The sequence below is a fragment of the Paenibacillus sp. FSL R5-192 genome (genome assembly GCF_000517845.1).
Classification (GTDB): Bacteria; Bacillota; Bacilli; order Paenibacillales; family Paenibacillaceae; genus Paenibacillus; species Paenibacillus amylolyticus.
The window spans coordinates 155,925-173,495 of the sequence record NZ_ASPR01000014.1; the positions used below are offsets into that span (position 1 = coordinate 155,925).

Here is a 17,571-nt window from a genome sequence, read left to right on the forward strand (position 1 = left end):
TCCTTTCCCGTGAAATATACTGTTATTAAAATAATAACACATTTTTGTCTTAACTCCAAACCTCTTTATAATATACTGAGAAATCATGACACGCTTTCCATCAATCCGCTTCGTATATCCCCATCGGCCTTGCCATATACTTTGAACAGGAAGGAAAGGAGTGATTCTTGTGGAACTGTTTGCTGTATGGACCGATGTATCGGGGCAAGAGGAAGCGGATCAATTTTATCGTTGTGTCAAGGAAAAAACCAAAGGTTTACATATAAGTAAAAGAGGATTTCGGCTCACCTTCAAACATAATGATGGAAGAGCAACCTGGGTGTGCAGAGGGAATGAGAATCACGAAGACTTCCAGCAATGGCTTCCCCGGATCAGTGATCTGCTCTCCCTTGGACTCGCCGACTTCATTATGGAGACACAAGAACGGAGCATGGTGGAGGATATGATCGCCAAGGCGTGTTCTGTCATGGATGAGCATGAGGTGGAAAAGGTCAATCGAATCTGCATGCCACTTCTATTAAATGGTGATCTGGATCAGCCCGGACTTCGAGAGCGCCGTCGTACTACGTTAGCCAGTGGACTACGGCAGGACCTGGAGGATGTTCACTTTTTTCACCTTGAAGGCATTATCAACTTCCGCATACGGCCATATAAGCAGGAGCTTCAGGAATTAGTGGAGTATGCGCTGGATGAGTTCTGGATGGATCGGCAGTATGAAGAGTTTATGGGGCTGTTGAAATATTTTGTGTTTTTTCAAGAAGCCAAAGTACCTCTGGTTCATCTTGTACACAAGGGAATGCATGAATTTCAGGTCCTGGATGCTGGACTTAATCTGTTACCCGTGCAAAAGGATGAACAGGTCGTTGTGGAAATGCCGGGTCTGGAACTGGAGATGGATATTGAAGATATGATTGTAAGTACACTCATCTCAATCTCTCCTGAGAAGGTCATGCTCCATACACGCACCCCGGATCTGCCAATCATCTCGACCATATGCCAGATCTTTGAAGACAAAGTGCAAATATGTCATCATTGCCCGGAATGCGAAGTGCTGCGCTCAGGATTGTTGACAGGTCTTGACGCAAGTGATCTCGGCAATTATAATAACTGTTGATCCATGAATTTTTCATGTGAACCATTGAACCAAAAGCGTTGACAAAGACAACAACCACACGCAAGATCGGTGCAGAGAGAGGAACCTAGGCTGAAATTTCCTCCGGATATCACGTATGGTTTACCCCTTTGTAGCTGCAATTTTGAAAGTGGAGTTAGAATATCGCCTTTATTGGGGATTATCCGCGAGTAAGGATCTGCCGGGTCATGCCCGTTATCGTCATGCCAATGAGGGCTGTATTTCCGAATATGGATGAATCAGCTGAATTAGGGTGGAACCACGAGTATATAACACTCGTCCCTTTGCCGGGACGGGTGTTTTTTGCGTTCCTTTGCAAAATGACTGGAATAGCAATAGATAATCAGTCCATAAATATCTGGACACGAAGGTTACATTAACAGGAGGAATGAAACAAATGGCAGTGAACATTAAATTACCGGATGGTTCAGTACGTGAGTACGCGGATGGCAGCAGCATTGAGGACGTAGCCGCTTCAATTAGCAGCGGATTGCGCAAAAATGCCGTAGCCGGCAAGCTGGATGGTATCGTGGTGGACTTGTCCACAACACTTCATGAGGGAGCATTGGTGGAGATCGTCACTCTGGATTCACCAGAAGGACTTGAAGTGATGCGTCATAGTACAGCTCACTTGATGGCTCAAGCAGTGAAACGTTTATATGGTAACCAAGAGGTACGCCTCGGTATCGGCCCTGTCATTGAAGATGGTTTCTACTATGATATGGACCTCGAACATGCGCTCAATCCTGAAGATCTGCAAAAGATCGAGAAGGAAATGGAACGTATTGTGAACGAGAACTTGCCAATTGTACGTAAGGAAGTTAGCCGCGAGGACGCGATCAAAACGTTCGAAGAAGTGGGCGATCCTTACAAACTTGAGTTGATTCGTGATTTGCCAGCGGACAGCGTGATTACGATTTATGAGCAAGGTGAATTCTTCGACTTGTGTCGTGGCCCTCACGTACCATCAACTAGCAAAATCAAAGTGTTCAAACTGATGAATGTCGCGGGTGCTTACTGGCGTGGAGATAGCAAAAACAAAATGCTTCAACGTATCTATGGTACGGCTTTTGTGAAAAAAGCACAGCTGGACGAGCATTTGCACTTCCTCGAAGAAGCTAAAAAACGGGATCACCGTAAGTTGGGTAAAGAGCTGGAAATGTTCACATTCTCCCAACTGGTCGGTCAAGGCTTGCCAATCTGGTTGCCTAACGGTGCGAAGCTGCGCCGTACTCTGGAGCGTTATATTGTGGATCTGGAAGAAAGCCTGGGATACCAGCATGTATACACACCGGTTCTGGGTAACGTGGAATTGTACAAAACATCTGGACACTGGGAGCACTACCAGGAAGATATGTTCCCGAAAATGGTTATGGATAACGAGGAACTTGTTCTCCGTCCAATGAACTGTCCTCACCATATGATGGTGTACAAGTCCAGCATGCACAGCTACCGTGATCTGCCAATCCGTATTGCCGAGCTTGGTATGATGCACCGTTATGAAATGTCGGGGGCGTTAACAGGTCTGCATCGTGTACGTGCAATGACACTGAACGACTCACACATTTTTGCACGGCCGGATCAGATCAAAGAAGAGTTCGCTCGTGTTATCGAGTTGATTCAAACAGTCTATAAGGATTTCGGTATCAACGAATACCGTTTCCGTCTGTCCTATCGTGATCCGAAGGATACTGAGAAATACTTCCAGAATGACGAGATGTGGGAAATGTCCCAACGTATGTTGCGTGAAGTTGTGGAAGAGCTTGACCTTCCATTCTATGAAGCAGAAGGTGAAGCGGCGTTCTACGGTCCGAAGCTGGATGTTCAGATCAAAACAGCCCTGGGCAAAGAAGAGACATTGTCTACGGTTCAACTGGACTTCCTGTTGCCTGAGCGCTTTGAACTTGAATATGTGGGAGATGACGGACAGAAACATCGTCCAGTCGTTATTCACCGCGGGGTAATTAGTACAATGGAACGTTTCACAGCATTCTTGCTGGAGAACTTTGCAGGAGCTTTCCCGCTGTGGTTGTCTCCGGTTCAGGCGAAAGTGATTCCGGTATCCGGAAACTTCGACGATTATGCGCGTGAAGTGGAAGCGAAACTGAAACGTGCGGGAATCTCTGCTGAAGCCGATCTGCGGAACGAGAAGCTTGGATATAAAATCCGTGAGGCGCAGCTGGAGAAAATGCCTTATATGTTTGTTGTTGGTGAGAATGAGCGTAATGCAGAAGCGGTATCCGTGCGTAAGCGTGGAGAAGGCGATCTGGGCATGAAACCGGTCGATGAAATTATCGCTCAATTGAAAGAAGAAATTGCAACACGTTTGGTATAAATGAACAAATGATTTATCAGATAACCAGTGCATAAGTTGCGCTGATCACTCTGAATAACGCCTGAATGACATGGGATTGACCTATGTTATTCAGGCGTTTTTTCGTAGTGTTTGCAGTAAAAAGTATAGATTAATTGCTTTTTGGAAAACCTTTGCAGTGAGGGGGAGGTTATACAATGAAAAAGCAATTCTCAATTCAAAAGAAACAAATACGGGGTTTATTGGTTGGCTGTGTAATATTCGCCGGGATGATGATCAACCTGAATCAGGTGGATGCCTATACATTTGAAGAGGAAAGTACAGTACTGCATGTCGAGAGTCAGAGCAGCGGCATTGAAGGTCCAATTATTGAAACTTCGAGCAAGTCTGATCAAGAATTTCGGGAACAGGTTAGCCATCAATACAGCGATGAGGCTCAGTTGACGACCATGGTGTATATGGCTTTATTGTGGTCACCACAACCAATGGTCATTCCAAGACCTGAGCTTCCAGAGAAACAAGTGGCAGATCCGTCTATGCCTGTGCTTGCTCCGCGTTCAGAACAAATCCTGGGTACACAAAAGGTTACAGCAACGGGATATACGGCAGGTGTGGAGTCTACAGGAAAAGGACCAAAACATCCTCAATACGGAATTACGTATTCTGGTGTCAAAGTACGTCGTGATAAAGAAACAGTTTCCACGATTGCAGCTGATCCAAAATTGTTCCCAATGGGTTCCATTCTGTATATTCCAGGCTATGGTTACGGAATTGTTGCAGATACGGGTTCAGCGATCAAAGGTCATAAAATCGATCTGTATTTCCCGACAACCAAGCAAGTGTACAAAGAGTGGGGCAAAAAAGATGTGGAGGTACAGGTGATCAGGCAAGGCGCTGGAAAGTGTACAGAAAAGATGCTCAGCGAGTTGGCCGATGCAATCGATGTGTACAAATCTGTACCGGATTCGTGGTTGGACAAGGCCATTTAATTTCACATGTTGAACATGAATAACTGAAGTGCTCTCTTCACATAATACTGACTGGGGACGAACCCCGCGGTGCAGCAATGCATCGTAAATATGAAGAGAGAGGTGATTCGTTGTGGCTAAAAAATCACAAGGGTACCAAACGCCAAACGAGAAGTATAATGCAGAGTTTGGAGAAGAGAATGCAGCAGCAAAAGTGAAGCAATCCGCTCAAAACAAAGTACAAGATAATTTCCAAACACCTGATGAAAAATACAATGCCGAGTTCGGTGTAGAAAACACAGGCCAAACTGGCCAAGGCAAAGCATCAAAATACAAAAAATAATTGAAGATTCATTAATCAAATGATGATTCAGCACCCTGGAGCAGCAGCTCCGGGGTGTTTTACATATACGAAGTTTTTACATTAATATCCTCTGATCTCAGTCTCGAGACCGAGATGAATTCCACCTGCCGCCGCTGTTCTCATTGTCTTGTCTGAGTTACACTGGATACATAATACAGACAAAGGAGACATGAGCGATGAAACGATCGACGCGTGACCGCTGGTGGGTTGGCATACCTCTTATTGCTATTGGTGCGATGATCTTGTTCAGACAATTGGGATATGACATTGATGTAGGATATATTTTCAGAACATATTGGCCGTTATTTCTAATCTGGTGGGGGGTCAAAGGAATCTCCGAGATTCGTCGCAACGGGGGTTACGCCTTTATAGGACCGGTAATTGTACTGGCAATTGGTGGTTACTTTCTTGCCCGTAACCTGGGATGGATTGATTACTCCATGGGGGAGTTCATTCGTTATCTGATACCGGTTATGCTGATTGGCGGAGGATTGTTCGTACTGATCGGGCCACGACGTCGTGATCGGAAACATCATGACAAGATGCAGCCACCTCCAGCAGCTGAGCAACCTTATAAACCGTTGGCTCCGGAGGATCTGGAGATGCCATCGTCGTTTGACGAACAGTTCGAGAAAACCTTTGGCAAACCAAAACAGGAACAGAAGAACGATGCACATGGCCCTCATTTCACAGGATCAACGGATTCATCATCACAAGGGCATCAATATAAGAAGAAACATCAATCCTATAACTCTAACGATACCGGATATGGAAAACATTATGATGATGGCTACGGAAATGGTTATGGGGATTATGGCAGTGGCAATACCATTAACAAATCGGCGTTCATCGGTGATCTGTACATGGGGCAGGAAGTGTTCTCGTTGAAACCAATGAACATCTCGGCTTTTATCGGAGATACTGTAATTGATTTGACGAAGGCACAGATTCCTTATGGGGAGACGAAGATTGTCATTTCTTCATTTATTGGGGATGTGAAAGTATTTGTTCCGGAAGATATGGATCTGGGTGTGACGGTGACGACAAATTCCTTCATTGGAGATATGTCACTGTTGAACCAGAAACGCGGCGGATTCCTGAGTAGTGCCCAGGCTGAAACTGCCCATTACCATGAAGCAAGCAAAAAAGTACGGATTATTGTAAGTGTGTTTATCGGAGACGTCAAAGTGAATAAGGTGGGTTAATGCATGATTCGAACAATTCTCAAGGCCAATAAATGGGAACTGATGATGTATTTTGCGCTAACTGGTCTGATTACGCTGGGCGGATTCTATCTATTGTATGGAGAGGTGTTGATGGGGGCTGGTCGTCAGCGGGCATGGACCTATGTTGCTGTTGTTGTGCTGGCCACCGTTATCACCGGATATATCGCTGCATTACGACTCCAACGCAAGATCGACCTGCTTGATCTCAACATGTTGAAAGTATCCAAGGGTAATCTGGCGGTGCGCATGCCTGAAGCGGATGACGCTTCGTTTGGTCGTGTCTATCAGGAGTTCAATGTCATGATGGATTCGATTGAGAAAAAGATGAGACTGCTTCAGCGCCTCGGTGAGCAGGAAGTCATTGAGAAGGAGCAAGCCTCGGAGCGGGCTGTGCTTGAAGAGCGCAAACGAATGGCAAGGGACCTCCATGACACGGTTAGCCAGCAGCTGTTTGCCATGCATATGTCGGCTTCGTCCTTACCGCGACTGCTGGAGATGAATCCGGAACATGGCGGTAAAGTACTGGACCAGTTAATACAGATGTCACATATTGCACAGCGTCAGATGCGAGGACTGATTGCCCAACTTCGACCGGTGGAGCTGGAAGGGCGTGACCTCACCGCAGCACTGGATAGTTGGTTTCCTGATTATTGCAGGCAGAATGGTCTTAAAGGTGTGAAAGAGCTGGAACTGGATGGCGGAATCTCGGATGCCATTGAGCACCAGCTGTTTCTTGTTATTCAGGAGGCAGTTGCCAATGTCGTGAAGCATGCAGAGGCTGGAGTGGTTAGTCTGTCCATACGGGAGAGTGAACATCAGATCAGCATGAGCATCAGCGATGATGGTCAGGGATTTTTACAGCAAGCGGAGCGTCCGGGTTCATACGGGTTATCTACCATGCGTGAACGGGCGGAGAAGCTTGGGGGGCAAGTTCAGATTATATCGAAACCGGGAGCGGGAACGACGGTACGGGTATTGATCCCGAAATTCCCGAACGTTCCTGAGTGAACCAGAGGGGGAGACGCAATGAGTGGTAAAGTAAACGTGATGATTGTGGATGACCATGATATGGTGCGCATGGGGTTGAAAACATATCTGATGCTGGAACCTACTTTTCATGTGATGGGAGAAGCGGGCCACGGGCAGGATGCGCTTGATCAGTTACGTAAGTTAAATGATAGTGAAATGCCGGACCTGATTCTAATGGATCTGATGATGCCTGTAATGAATGGCGCTGAAGCAACAAAAGCCATCATGACTGAATTTCCAGGGATGAAAATTGTGATGCTCACCAGTTTCCTGGAGGATGATCTGGTTGTGCAAGCGATTGAAGCGGGTGCGGTAAGTTATGTACTGAAGACAGTCTCTGCTGAAGAACTGATCTATGCTCTGCAAGGGGCATATAGAGGCATGCCTGTTATGACAGGTGATGTTTCGCAGGCGTTAACCCGGGGAATCAGACAACGTACAGCGAGAGAGAGTGAATCGGGTCTGACTGAACGGGAGAAGGAAGTGCTGCTGCTTATTGCAGAGGGAAAGACCAACAAAGACATTGGAGAAGAATTACATATCAGTATCAAAACCGTCAAAACACATGTAAGTAACCTGCTGATGAAATGTGAGATGGACGATCGTACACAGTTGGCCATCTATGCTCATCGTCAGGGATGGGTGAAAACGAAAGGGTAAAATGCTGTCGTGACGGGGAAAAGAGTCTATTCTTATGTGCTTTTATCTCCTTTTTAATTGTTTTTAAGGTACGGTTAAGGTTTAAAGTACAAAATAAGGACAGTTAAAGAATATCTCTTGGGAATAAGAGATTGGGAGGTAGAGAGGCATGGATGAACGCAACTATAGATCGAACCGTCAAGACGAGGAAAACGAAACCAAACAAACGGAGAATCGCAATTCTTCCGGAACGGACGAATCCTCCTATTATTATTCTTATGGACCTTTTCAGTCCGTGAATCAGGAAGATACAGCAAATCACATGGGAAGCACTAATCAGCGTGAAGAAGGAAATGTAGAGATTACAAAACCTGATCCGGTGAGACCCGTACCTACTTACTATAATAGTGAACCATCCGAACAAGCGAAAAGATCATCAGCAGGCGGCGGAAACGGCTCAGGTAACGGTGGAGATCAAGGGAATGGCGGCAAAGGCAACTGGAACTATAATAACCGCAAGCCACGTTCTTCCGTAAGATCACTTCTATTTTCCTTTATTGCCGGGATGCTGGTCATCACCGTTCTCATGTACACAGCTGATAGAACAAACATGTTCACACCGGAGACGGCACTTACGAACACAGACAATCAAAGTTCAGGACAGGAAGCGTCTACAAACACAGGCGGAGGCAACAATGTCACAGCGTCGTTACTGCCAACAGGCAAAGAAGATGTGTCTTCCGTAGTAACAAGTACAAGTCCGGCTGTCGTCAAAATCGAAACACTCGCGAAGCAGTCCTCACGTACAGGATTGGGTCAGGGTGGATCAAATACAAGTGATCCGCTGTACCAATACTTCTTTGGTAATGGGGGCGGAACGGAAGGCAATCAAGGCCAAAGCCAGCAACCACAAAGCGGTAATCAGCTTGTGCCTATGGGCATTGGTTCCGGGTTCATTTTTGACAAAGAAGGATATATCCTGACGAACCAACACGTTGTTCAGGGTGCAGATGTAATCCAGGTAACCCTGGAGAACAACAGCAAGCCTTATGAGGCTAAATTGCTGGGAAGCAGCTTTGATCTGGATTTGGCTGTATTGAAAATTGAGAAAAACAGTGGTGACGATGCGTTCCCTGTAGCTCCACTGGGTGATTCCAACAGTACTCAAGTCGGTGAATGGCTTGTAGCTATTGGTAACCCTGAAGGATTCGAACACACGGTTACAGCAGGTGTACTGAGTGCCAAAGAACGTACGATCAGCATTCCAGATGAAGAAACAGGAAAAACACGTGAGTACAGCCATTTGTTGCAAACAGATGCTTCGATTAATCCGGGTAACTCCGGTGGTCCGTTGCTTAACCTGAATGGGGAAGTTATCGGAATGAACGTTGCAGTAAGCGCAGATGCACAGGGAATTGGTTTTGCAATCCCGTCGAGCGTCATCTCTGAAGCCGTTAAATATCTTAAAGAGAACAAAGAAGTTCCCAAAGAGCCAGTACCCTTTATCGGTGCGTCTCTGATGGCTCTCACGCCTGAAGTTGCTAAACAAATGGGAACAGACGTTACCGAAGGTTCAGTTGTAGCCAGCACGATCTTCCAATCACCGGCTTACCAAGCAGATCTTCGTGCATATGACATCATCACAGGTGCCAATGGTACGCCGTACGCGACAAGTCAAGATCTGATTGATTTTATCAAGAAACAGGAAATCGGTAGTGAAGTTACACTGAACGTGGTGCGTGATGGTAAGAAGATGGATTTGAAAATCAAAATCGGTAACAAAAATGATTTTGATACTTCACAAACAACAGATACACAACAGCAGCAACCATAAATATCGGGCAAGGATTAACACAACGGAAGGGTTTGAAGGCCCTTCCGTTTTTTTGCCCTGATGAAGCAGGGTTACAATGGACCAGGACGGATTGGAGACGCCTACTTGAAGATGCAGATTGTGCTTCTGCCTGTTACAATGGGATAAAACGTTAGGATAAAGGAGAAAGACCACCATGCGCTCAACTATTTTGATTGTGGATGATGACGAAAAAATTGTATCCATGCTCCGCCGGGGGCTGGCTTTTGAAGGATATGAGGTACAGACGGCTTCCAATGGAGCCGAAGGCCTCAGCAAACTGATGGACAAGGAGCCGGACATCGTTGTGCTGGATGTGATGATGCCGCAGATTGACGGATTTGAGGTATGTCGCAGATTGAGAGAAGCAGGCAGCAAAGTGCCTGTGCTGATGCTTACGGCCAAGGATGAAGTACAGAGCCGGGTGACCGGACTGGACACAGGAGCCGATGACTACCTTGTAAAACCTTTTGCGCTGGAAGAATTATTGGCACGTGTCCGTGCATTGCTGCGCCGCAAGTCAGATAGTGCGGGTACGCCGGACAACCGCTTAATGTATGAAGATATCATTTTGGACAATGACTCACGTGAAGTATTGCGAGATGGGCAGCGTCTGGAGCTGACTGCCAAAGAATTTGAACTGTTGAATCTGTTCATGCAAAATCCAAGACGGGTACTGTCCCGTGATCTGATTATGGATAAAATCTGGGGTTATGATTACAGCGGTGAGTCTAACGTGCTTGAAGTATACATTGCCATGCTCAGACAGAAGACTGAAGAATACGGTGGCAAACGTCTAATCCAGACCATCCGGGGAGCCGGTTATATTCTGAGAGGTGACTCCTGACATGTCCATTCGGTTAAGACTAACCGCATGGTATTCTGGTATTCTGGCCGCCGTGCTTATTTTTTGGGGCGTTGTCATCTATGCCTTTGTTTATTTTAATTCCTATCAGGAAGTCGAACAGCAATTAAAGGTGAAAAGTGCCCGGATTACGGATCAAATTGGTGTAAATCCTCTTTCGCAGTCGTTGGATCTGGACCCATTTACAGAGAGCCAGCTTCAGGAGGCACAAATTTATATTCAACTCTGGGATTATCAGAGTCGCTCAGGCAGAATCTCGGGTAATATGGAGAAACTGCAGATTCAATTTCCGGTATTAAAAGCCAATGAGATACTTAAAGAGCGAGGCATATCCAAGATCTATGTGGATGGTACACCGTTTCTGGTGAATCAGCTTCCCCTTTCTCTTCAGGGAACCAATGAAGTACGTGGGATTCTTCAGGTTGGTGCGAATGTAAGTTCACAGGAGCGCTTGCTGGAAGCGTTGCTTAATATTTTGGTTTTTGGCTGGCTGGTAGCGATGGCATTGGCTATTACCTCAGGTCTCGTCTTGGCCCGCAAGTCGATGCGTCCGCTCGTGACTGTCATTGATGCCGCCAATCAGATTCAATCTGGAGATGACTTAAGTGTACGTATTCAATATGCCGGGCCGAAGGATGAGATCGGGCGTCTGATTGAAACGGTGAATAATATGCTTGAACGTACAGAATTGTCATTCCGCGGTTTGGAGGAGACGAATGCTGCCCAGCGCCGCTTTGTATCCGATGCATCGCATGAACTGCGTACGCCGCTGACCACCATACGCGGGAACGTAGACTTCCTGAAGAAGCTGTGGGATCAGGAGGGGACCGACCGACCGAATCTGGATGAGGAGACTGTCAAACAAATGTCGCTGGAAGCCATTGAAGATATGGCGGACGAGGGAAAACGTATGAGCAGGCTGATCAGCGACATGTTATCGCTGGCGAGAGCGGATACGGGTCAGAAAATTGAACTGAATCCGACCCCGCTGCAAATTCTCGTACAGGAAGTGGCACGTAGAGCACAATTTCTGGATCGTCAGGCAGACTGGCTTCCAGGAGATTTTTCCATCCTTAATGGTATTTATGTGAACGGTAGCAAGGACTATCTGCAACAGATGTTGTTTATTTTCATCGAAAATGCGTTTAAATACACACCTGAAGGCTCTGTGACGCTGGATGCCGTATTATACAAAGGTCAGGTAGGACTACGCATCAGCGACACTGGTATTGGGATGGATCGGGACGAAGTGCCGTTCATCTTTGATCGTTTCTATCGGGCGGATGAATCCCGTGGGGCGACACCGGGGATCGGTCTGGGACTTTCGATTGCGAAGTGGATTATTGAAGAACACCACGGATCGGTTGAGGTTGTGACCAGACGTGGAGAAGGAACCACCTTTATTATCTGGTTGCCGGTTGTCTTTGCTCCGCCTATCGAATAAAGGTATAATAGACAGGACTGCAATTACATCGGCAACGTTGCCGAGAAAGAAAGCGGGTGGCAACCAAGTGGAAGTACTACGAATTTCGCCGCGGGGATATTGTTACGGCGTTGTGGATGCGATGGTGCTCGCGCGTCAAGCGGCACGCAATCTGGATTTACCACGACCTATTTATATATTGGGTATGATTGTGCATAACCAACATGTGACGGATTCCTTTGAAGATGAAGGTATTATTACATTGGATGGTCCGAACCGGATGGATATTTTGAGCCAAGTGGAGAGTGGCACGATTATTTTCACAGCTCATGGTGTATCTCCTGAAGTGCGCAAGTTGGCACGGGACAAAGGATTGACAACAGTGGATGCAACATGCCCTGATGTCACCAAGACACATGATCTCATTCGGGAGAAGACGGCAGAGGGTTATCAGATCATCTATATCGGCAAAAAGAATCACCCTGAACCAGAAGGTGCCGTTGGTGTTGCACCAGATCTCGTTCATCTGATCGAGAAGGAAGAAGAGATCGAAGAACTGAACGTATCTCCAGGCAAAATCCTTATTACGAATCAGACAACGATGAGCCAGTGGGATATTAAACACATTATGAGCCGTCTGCTGGAGAAGTTTCCGGGCGCAGAGATTCATAATGAGATTTGCCTTGCAACTCAGGTTCGTCAGGAAGCTGTAGCGGAACAGGCAGGTCAATCGGACCTGGTTATCGTGGTGGGTGATCCTCGCAGCAATAACTCTAACCGTCTGGCACAAGTGTCGGAGGAGATTGCGGGTGTTACGGCCTACCGTGTATCTGATGTTTCCGAGATTCAGCAAGAATGGCTGAAAGGTGTAAATAAGGTGGCGGTTACTTCGGGTGCATCAACACCAACGCCGATCACGAAAGAAGTCATCCTTTACCTGGAACAGTATGAACATGACAAGCCGGAGACGTGGGAGATCAAACGTACCGTGAACATGAGCAAACTGTTGCCTCCAGTTAGAGAAAAAACACGTACACCTTAGGAAATGTAAAAGTAAGTCTAACTGTATGTGAATTAAAAACGAGATGTGAATGAGAAGAATCCTGTTATGCAGATCCGAATGTCGGAGCCTGTGGAGCAGGATTCTTTTTTTGTATATGGATAAGGAGTGTGTACCTTGACGCAATCAGATAACTATGGTATATTCACTTTAACGGATAAAAGCTTAAAAGCGAACAAGCGTTTAAGCGCGACAGAATTTTTAAATTTAATCAGACGCACATTAAGAAATGATTGTGCTCTCATACAAGGAAGGATGGGAATTAATATGATCGTTATTGCAGGCAAAGCTACACCGGAGGAACAGATTCAGGATATCGTTGCAGTTATTGAAAAAGAAGGGCTTCAGGTGCATATCTCTCGCGGAGAGGATCGTACTATCATTGGTTTGATTGGTAAAGTTGAACCTAAAATGCAAGAGCATCTTCGCCAAATGAAAGGTGTCGAGAATGTCGTTAAAATCTCGAAGTCTTACAAATTGGCAAGTCGTGACTTCCATCCGGAAGATACGGTGATCTCCATCAAAGGTGTAGATATCGGCGGAAAAGAACTTGTTGTCATGGGCGGACCATGTGCGGTTGAATCCGCTGCACAGATTGATGAGATTGCCGGGCTTGTGAAAGCTGCTGGTGGGCAAGTGTTACGTGGGGGAGCATTTAAGCCTCGTACGGGTCCTTACAGCTTCCAGGGAACGGGCGTAGAGGGATTGATCATGATGGCGGAAGCAGGCAAGAAACATGACCTGCTGACCATTACTGAAGTCATGACACCTGAGTATGTGGATATTTGCGCCGAGTACGCAGATATTCTGCAAGTAGGTACACGTAACATGCAGAACTTTGACCTGCTCCGCAAATTGGGCGAGTGTGGTAAACCCGTATTGTTGAAACGTGGTTTCAGTGCGACATACGATGAATTGTTGAATGCGGCTGAATACATTCTTGCGGGTGGTAACCCAAATGTTATGCTGTGTGAACGTGGTATTCGTACGTTTGAATCCTACACACGGAATACGTTGGATCTGTCAGCGATCCCTGTTCTGCAGTCTCTGAGCCATTTGCCGGTTATTTCTGACCCGAGCCATGGTACTGGACGACGTGAACTGGTGGAACCGATGACAAAAGCTTCCGTTGCTGCGGGTGCCAATGGCCTGATCATTGAAATGCATACCGATCCGGATAACTCCATGACAGGAGATGGTGTGCAATCCTTGTTCCCTGACCAATTCGCTAACCTGCTGCAGGATCTGGAGAAATTGGCACCAATCGTGGGTAAATCATTCAGCACAGCCAAACAACCGGCAGAATTTTTCCCGGCACGTGTAGGCGTGTAATAAGAATTTCATAGTCAAGGTCTGGATCATCATCCGGGCATCTCCTTTGATCTCGTTCATTGCAACGGAATCAGATAGATGCTCGGTTTTTTGCATATTTTGCAGTTTTGAACGTATTTATTAATCAATAGTGATAAGAAACATTTATGATGTGAAGTTTTTCCCATGATTTAGGTTAAAATAGGGGTCGCTTTACCGCATTAAACCAGTTAAATGTATATAAAACTAGTTGTTATATGAATTTATGTTATTTATAAAGTGTGAGTATATCTAACATCCCTTCAAAAAATACCTTACATAAGTATTGACGATGTCATGTTTTAAAATTTATAATGACGACAGAAAAAAATTCGAATTTAGACATTTTCTTAGTGGGGTTGTTTAATGTTCGGAATATTTGGGAGGACGAATACATGTCGGTTGAAAACGTATTGAAATCAATTCAAGAGAACAACATCGAGTGGGTAGATTTTCGTTTTGTAGATTTAGCTGGTCGTGCACATCACATCTCGTTGCCAGCTTCGGCTGTGGATGCAGACACGTTCGTAAATGGAGTAGCTTTTGACGGTTCTTCTATCCAAGGTTTCCGCGGAATTGAAGAGTCCGATATGGTTATGATGCCAGACCCTGAAGCGACTTATGTCGATCCGTTCACTGCACACCCTACATTGAATGTTATGTGTGATATCTTCACTCCGGATGGCGAGCGTTATGAGCGTGACCCACGTAGTATCGCTGTTAAAGCAGAAGCTTTCCTGCAAGAAAGCGGCGTAGGTACAACAGCATTCTTCGCACCTGAATCCGAGTTCTTCATCTTCGACGATGTTCGTTATGAGAGCGGCACGAACAGCTCTTCCTACTTCGTAGATTCAGAAGAAGCTTCTTGGAATACCAACCGTCAGGAAGAAGGCGGAAACCTGGGCTTCAAAGTTCGTACTAAAGGCGGATATGTTCCAGTAGCACCAGTGGATACACAACAAGATATTCGTAGCGAAATGTGTCGCCTTTTGGAAGAAGCTGGCCTGTCAATCGAGCGTCATCACCATGAAGTGGCGACAGCGGGTCAAGCCGAAATCAACTTCCGTTTTGATACACTGAAGAAAACAGCAGATAACCTGCTTGCATACAAATACATCGTGCACAACACTGCACGTCAATATGGCAAAGTAGCAACATTCATGCCAAAACCATTGTTCGGTGATAATGGTAGCGGAATGCACGTTCACCAATCCATCTTTGATGGCGATTCCCCATTGTTCTATGACAAAGCGGGATATGCTAACCTGAGTGAAATGGCTCTGCACTACATCGGAGGTATTCTGTACCATGCTCCGGCACTGATCGCTTTGACTAACCCTAGTACAAACTCATTCAAACGTCTTGTACCTGGTTACGAAGCACCAGTTAACTTGGTCTACTCCAAAGGTAACCGTTCCGCAGCAGTTCGTATTCCGGTTGCAGCTGTGACACCAAAAGGTTGTCGTATCGAGTTCCGTACACCAGACTCCACAGCTAACCCATACTTGGCATTCTCTGCAATGCTGATGGCGGGTCTGGATGGAATCAAACGCAAAATTAACCCAACTGAGCTTGGATATGGTCCGCTCGACAAAAACATCTACGACCTGTCTGATGCAGACAAAGAAAACATCCGCAGTGTGCCAGCTTCCCTGGAAGAAGCACTTGATGCTCTGGCAGCTGACAACGAGTTCTTGACTGAAGGCGGCGTATTCACGAAAGACTTCCTTGATAACTACATCAACCTCAAACGTGATGAAGCGAAAGCAGTAGCGATCCGCATTCATCCGCACGAGTACAGCCTCTACTTCGACTGCTAATTGGTCGGGGTCGGAACAGTTCTTGTTCCAACTTAAAGCCTCCGGGACACGCTCTCGGAGGCTTTTCCTTGAATTAAACAATGTAGTGCTTTAACTTTGCAGGGTGATAAAGGAATTTGATTACCTGAATTCAACACTTCAGTGCATATTGCCCTTGAAGCAGATAGAGAATACTGATATCATAGCGATAATATTTACTTTGAGTGCATTTTGCACAAATCCATAGAGCGACTTTCAATAAGTAAGATATAGATCAAAATGTTTCAATTTGTCTATACGTTGGTTGGATCAGGATGCTTCTTCCTGTCCAACTCTTATACCCGTGAGCGATTCTAATCGAATTGTGCAAAATGCTGTTTGTATGTCAGAGTTACGGATGGAAAGGGCGGGGGATTTTGTGACAAAAAGAGCGTATAACTTTAATGCAGGACCTGCGGCGTTACCACTTGAGGTACTGGAGCGTGCACAGGCGGAATTTGTAGATTTTCGTAATACAGGCATGTCGATTATGGAGATGTCTCACCGTGGAGCGGTGTATGAGTCTGTACATAATGAAGCTCAGGAGCGGTTGTTGTCGCTTCTAGGCAATCCAAAAGGATACAAGGTCCTCTTTCTGCAGGGCGGTGCAAGCACTCAGTTCGCGATGTTGCCAATGAACCTGCTCGGTGCAGGGCAGACTGCAAGTTACGTGATGACTGGCAGCTGGGCGAAAAAGGCTCTGTCTGAGGCGAAGTTGATCGGCGAGACAGATGTTGCTGCATCTTCAGAAGCAGAGAAATTTATGAAATTGCCGGATGTTTCGAATCTGAGTTTGCCGGAACGTACGGCTTATGTACATCTGACGTCCAACGAAACGATTGAAGGTACGCAATTCAAGTCGTTCCCGGATACCGGTTCAGTACCTCTGATTGCGGACATGTCGAGTGATATTTTCTGTAAACCATTTGATCTTAATCAGTTCGGCATGATCTACGCAGGTGCACAGAAGAACCTGGGTCCATCCGGAATTACGGTTGTAATTGCTCGTGAGGAACTGGTGAGCGAATCGCCTAAAACGATTCCAACCATGCTTCGTTACAGCACACATGTAGATAACAATTCCCTGTACAATACGCCACCATCCTTCTCAGTATATATGGTGAATGAAGTATTGAAATGGATTGAAGAACAGGGCGGACTGGCTGGTATTGAGCAAAAAAATACGAAAAAAGCGGAATTGCTCTATAACACAATTGATGGTTCCGGTGATTTCTACCGTGGTTGTGTGGAACAAGAAGATCGTTCCCTCATGAATGTAACCTTCCGTCTTGCTTCTGAAGAATTGGAGAAAAAGTTCATCAAGGCTTCGGAGGAAGAAGGATTTGTAGGTTTGAAAGGACATCGCAGTGTGGGTGGTCTCCGTGCCTCCATTTATAATGCTGCTCCTTATGAGAGTGTTAAGGCACTGACAGACTTCATGAGTCACTTCCAGAAGACAAATGGATAATTAAGTATAGGGAGCCTTCCACATTGACGTGTGGAGGGCTTTT

General features: G+C 46.0%; 14 protein-coding genes. All 14 read left to right on the top strand.

The window, feature by feature from the left end:
• Positions 1–169: 169 nt before the first annotated feature.
• The 14 genes from C161_RS09145 to serC all read left to right on the top strand — a co-directional run bounded on the left by C161_RS09145 (position 170) and on the right by serC (position 17,528).
• Complete coding sequence (locus tag C161_RS09145; RefSeq protein ID WP_124113713.1) at positions 170–1,114, top strand: putative sporulation protein YtxC; 945 nt, start codon at positions 170–172, stop codon at positions 1,112–1,114.
• A gap of 415 nt (positions 1,115–1,529) precedes the next feature.
• Positions 1,530–3,467 carry a threonine--tRNA ligase gene (thrS, locus tag C161_RS09150; protein WP_036669815.1) on the top strand — a complete coding sequence of 646 codons (1,938 nt, stop codon included), beginning with the start codon at positions 1,530–1,532 and terminating at the stop codon, positions 3,465–3,467.
• 428 nt (positions 3,468–3,895) lie between these two features.
• The gene (locus C161_RS09155; RefSeq protein ID WP_156946116.1) at positions 3,896–4,435 is read left to right on the top strand and encodes a 3D domain-containing protein; all 540 of its coding nucleotides are present in this window, start codon (positions 3,896–3,898) and stop codon (positions 4,433–4,435) included.
• Between the two features lie 112 nt (positions 4,436–4,547).
• A complete protein-coding gene (locus C161_RS09160; protein ID WP_036669818.1) occupies positions 4,548–4,757 on the top strand; it encodes a hypothetical protein in 210 nt (69 codons plus the stop codon).
• Positions 4,758–4,954: 197 nt separating this feature from the next.
• Positions 4,955–5,983: a cell wall-active antibiotics response protein LiaF gene (gene liaF / locus C161_RS09165; protein ID WP_036669822.1), complete on the top strand. Its 1,029-nt coding sequence runs from the start codon at positions 4,955–4,957 to the stop codon at positions 5,981–5,983.
• A gap of 3 nt (positions 5,984–5,986) precedes the next feature.
• Positions 5,987–7,012, top strand: coding sequence for a HAMP domain-containing sensor histidine kinase (locus C161_RS09170; RefSeq protein ID WP_036669825.1), 1,026 nt, complete (start codon positions 5,987–5,989; stop codon positions 7,010–7,012).
• Positions 7,013–7,030: 18 nt separating this feature from the next.
• Positions 7,031–7,693 carry a response regulator gene (locus C161_RS09175; protein ID WP_017689597.1) on the top strand — a complete coding sequence of 221 codons (663 nt, stop codon included), beginning with the start codon at positions 7,031–7,033 and terminating at the stop codon, positions 7,691–7,693.
• 148 nt (positions 7,694–7,841) lie between these two features.
• Positions 7,842–9,506, top strand: coding sequence for a S1C family serine protease (locus tag C161_RS09180; RefSeq protein ID WP_036610051.1), 1,665 nt, complete (start codon positions 7,842–7,844; stop codon positions 9,504–9,506).
• 175 nt (positions 9,507–9,681) lie between these two features.
• Positions 9,682–10,371 (top strand): response regulator transcription factor, encoded by a 690-nt coding sequence (locus tag C161_RS09185; RefSeq protein ID WP_036610048.1) that lies wholly within the window; start codon positions 9,682–9,684, stop codon positions 10,369–10,371.
• Position 10,372: 1 nt separating this feature from the next.
• Complete coding sequence (locus tag C161_RS09190) at positions 10,373–11,833, top strand: sensor histidine kinase (protein ID WP_036669828.1); 1,461 nt, start codon at positions 10,373–10,375, stop codon at positions 11,831–11,833.
• Between the two features lie 67 nt (positions 11,834–11,900).
• On the top strand, positions 11,901–12,854 hold the full coding sequence (locus tag C161_RS09195) for a 4-hydroxy-3-methylbut-2-enyl diphosphate reductase (RefSeq protein WP_036669829.1): 954 nt from the start codon (positions 11,901–11,903) through the stop codon (positions 12,852–12,854).
• Positions 12,855–13,139: 285 nt separating this feature from the next.
• A complete protein-coding gene (gene aroF, locus C161_RS09200) occupies positions 13,140–14,204 on the top strand; it encodes a 3-deoxy-7-phosphoheptulonate synthase (RefSeq protein WP_036610039.1) in 1,065 nt (354 codons plus the stop codon).
• A 413-nt stretch (positions 14,205–14,617) separates the two neighbouring features.
• On the top strand, positions 14,618–16,042 hold the full coding sequence (gene glnA / locus C161_RS09205) for a type I glutamate--ammonia ligase (protein WP_036669830.1): 1,425 nt from the start codon (positions 14,618–14,620) through the stop codon (positions 16,040–16,042).
• Positions 16,043–16,439: 397 nt separating this feature from the next.
• On the top strand, positions 16,440–17,528 hold the full coding sequence (gene serC / locus C161_RS09210) for a 3-phosphoserine/phosphohydroxythreonine transaminase (protein ID WP_036669831.1): 1,089 nt from the start codon (positions 16,440–16,442) through the stop codon (positions 17,526–17,528).
• The last annotated feature ends 43 nt before the right edge of the window (positions 17,529–17,571 follow it).

Coding starts and splice junctions, on each gene's coding strand:
- glnA (WP_036669830.1), top strand. CDS start 14,618: ATGTCGGTTGAAAACGTATTGAAATCAATTCAAGAGAACAACATCGAG.
- C161_RS09190 (WP_036669828.1), top strand. CDS start 10,373: ATGTCCATTCGGTTAAGACTAACCGCATGGTATTCTGGTATTCTGGCC.
- C161_RS09155 (WP_156946116.1), top strand. CDS start 3,896: ATGGTGTATATGGCTTTATTGTGGTCACCACAACCAATGGTCATTCCA.
- aroF (WP_036610039.1), top strand. CDS start 13,140: ATGATCGTTATTGCAGGCAAAGCTACACCGGAGGAACAGATTCAGGAT.
- C161_RS09185 (WP_036610048.1), top strand. CDS start 9,682: ATGCGCTCAACTATTTTGATTGTGGATGATGACGAAAAAATTGTATCC.
- liaF (WP_036669822.1), top strand. CDS start 4,955: ATGAAACGATCGACGCGTGACCGCTGGTGGGTTGGCATACCTCTTATT.
- C161_RS09170 (WP_036669825.1), top strand. CDS start 5,987: ATGATTCGAACAATTCTCAAGGCCAATAAATGGGAACTGATGATGTAT.
- C161_RS09180 (WP_036610051.1), top strand. CDS start 7,842: ATGGATGAACGCAACTATAGATCGAACCGTCAAGACGAGGAAAACGAA.
- thrS (WP_036669815.1), top strand. CDS start 1,530: ATGGCAGTGAACATTAAATTACCGGATGGTTCAGTACGTGAGTACGCG.
- C161_RS09175 (WP_017689597.1), top strand. CDS start 7,031: ATGAGTGGTAAAGTAAACGTGATGATTGTGGATGACCATGATATGGTG.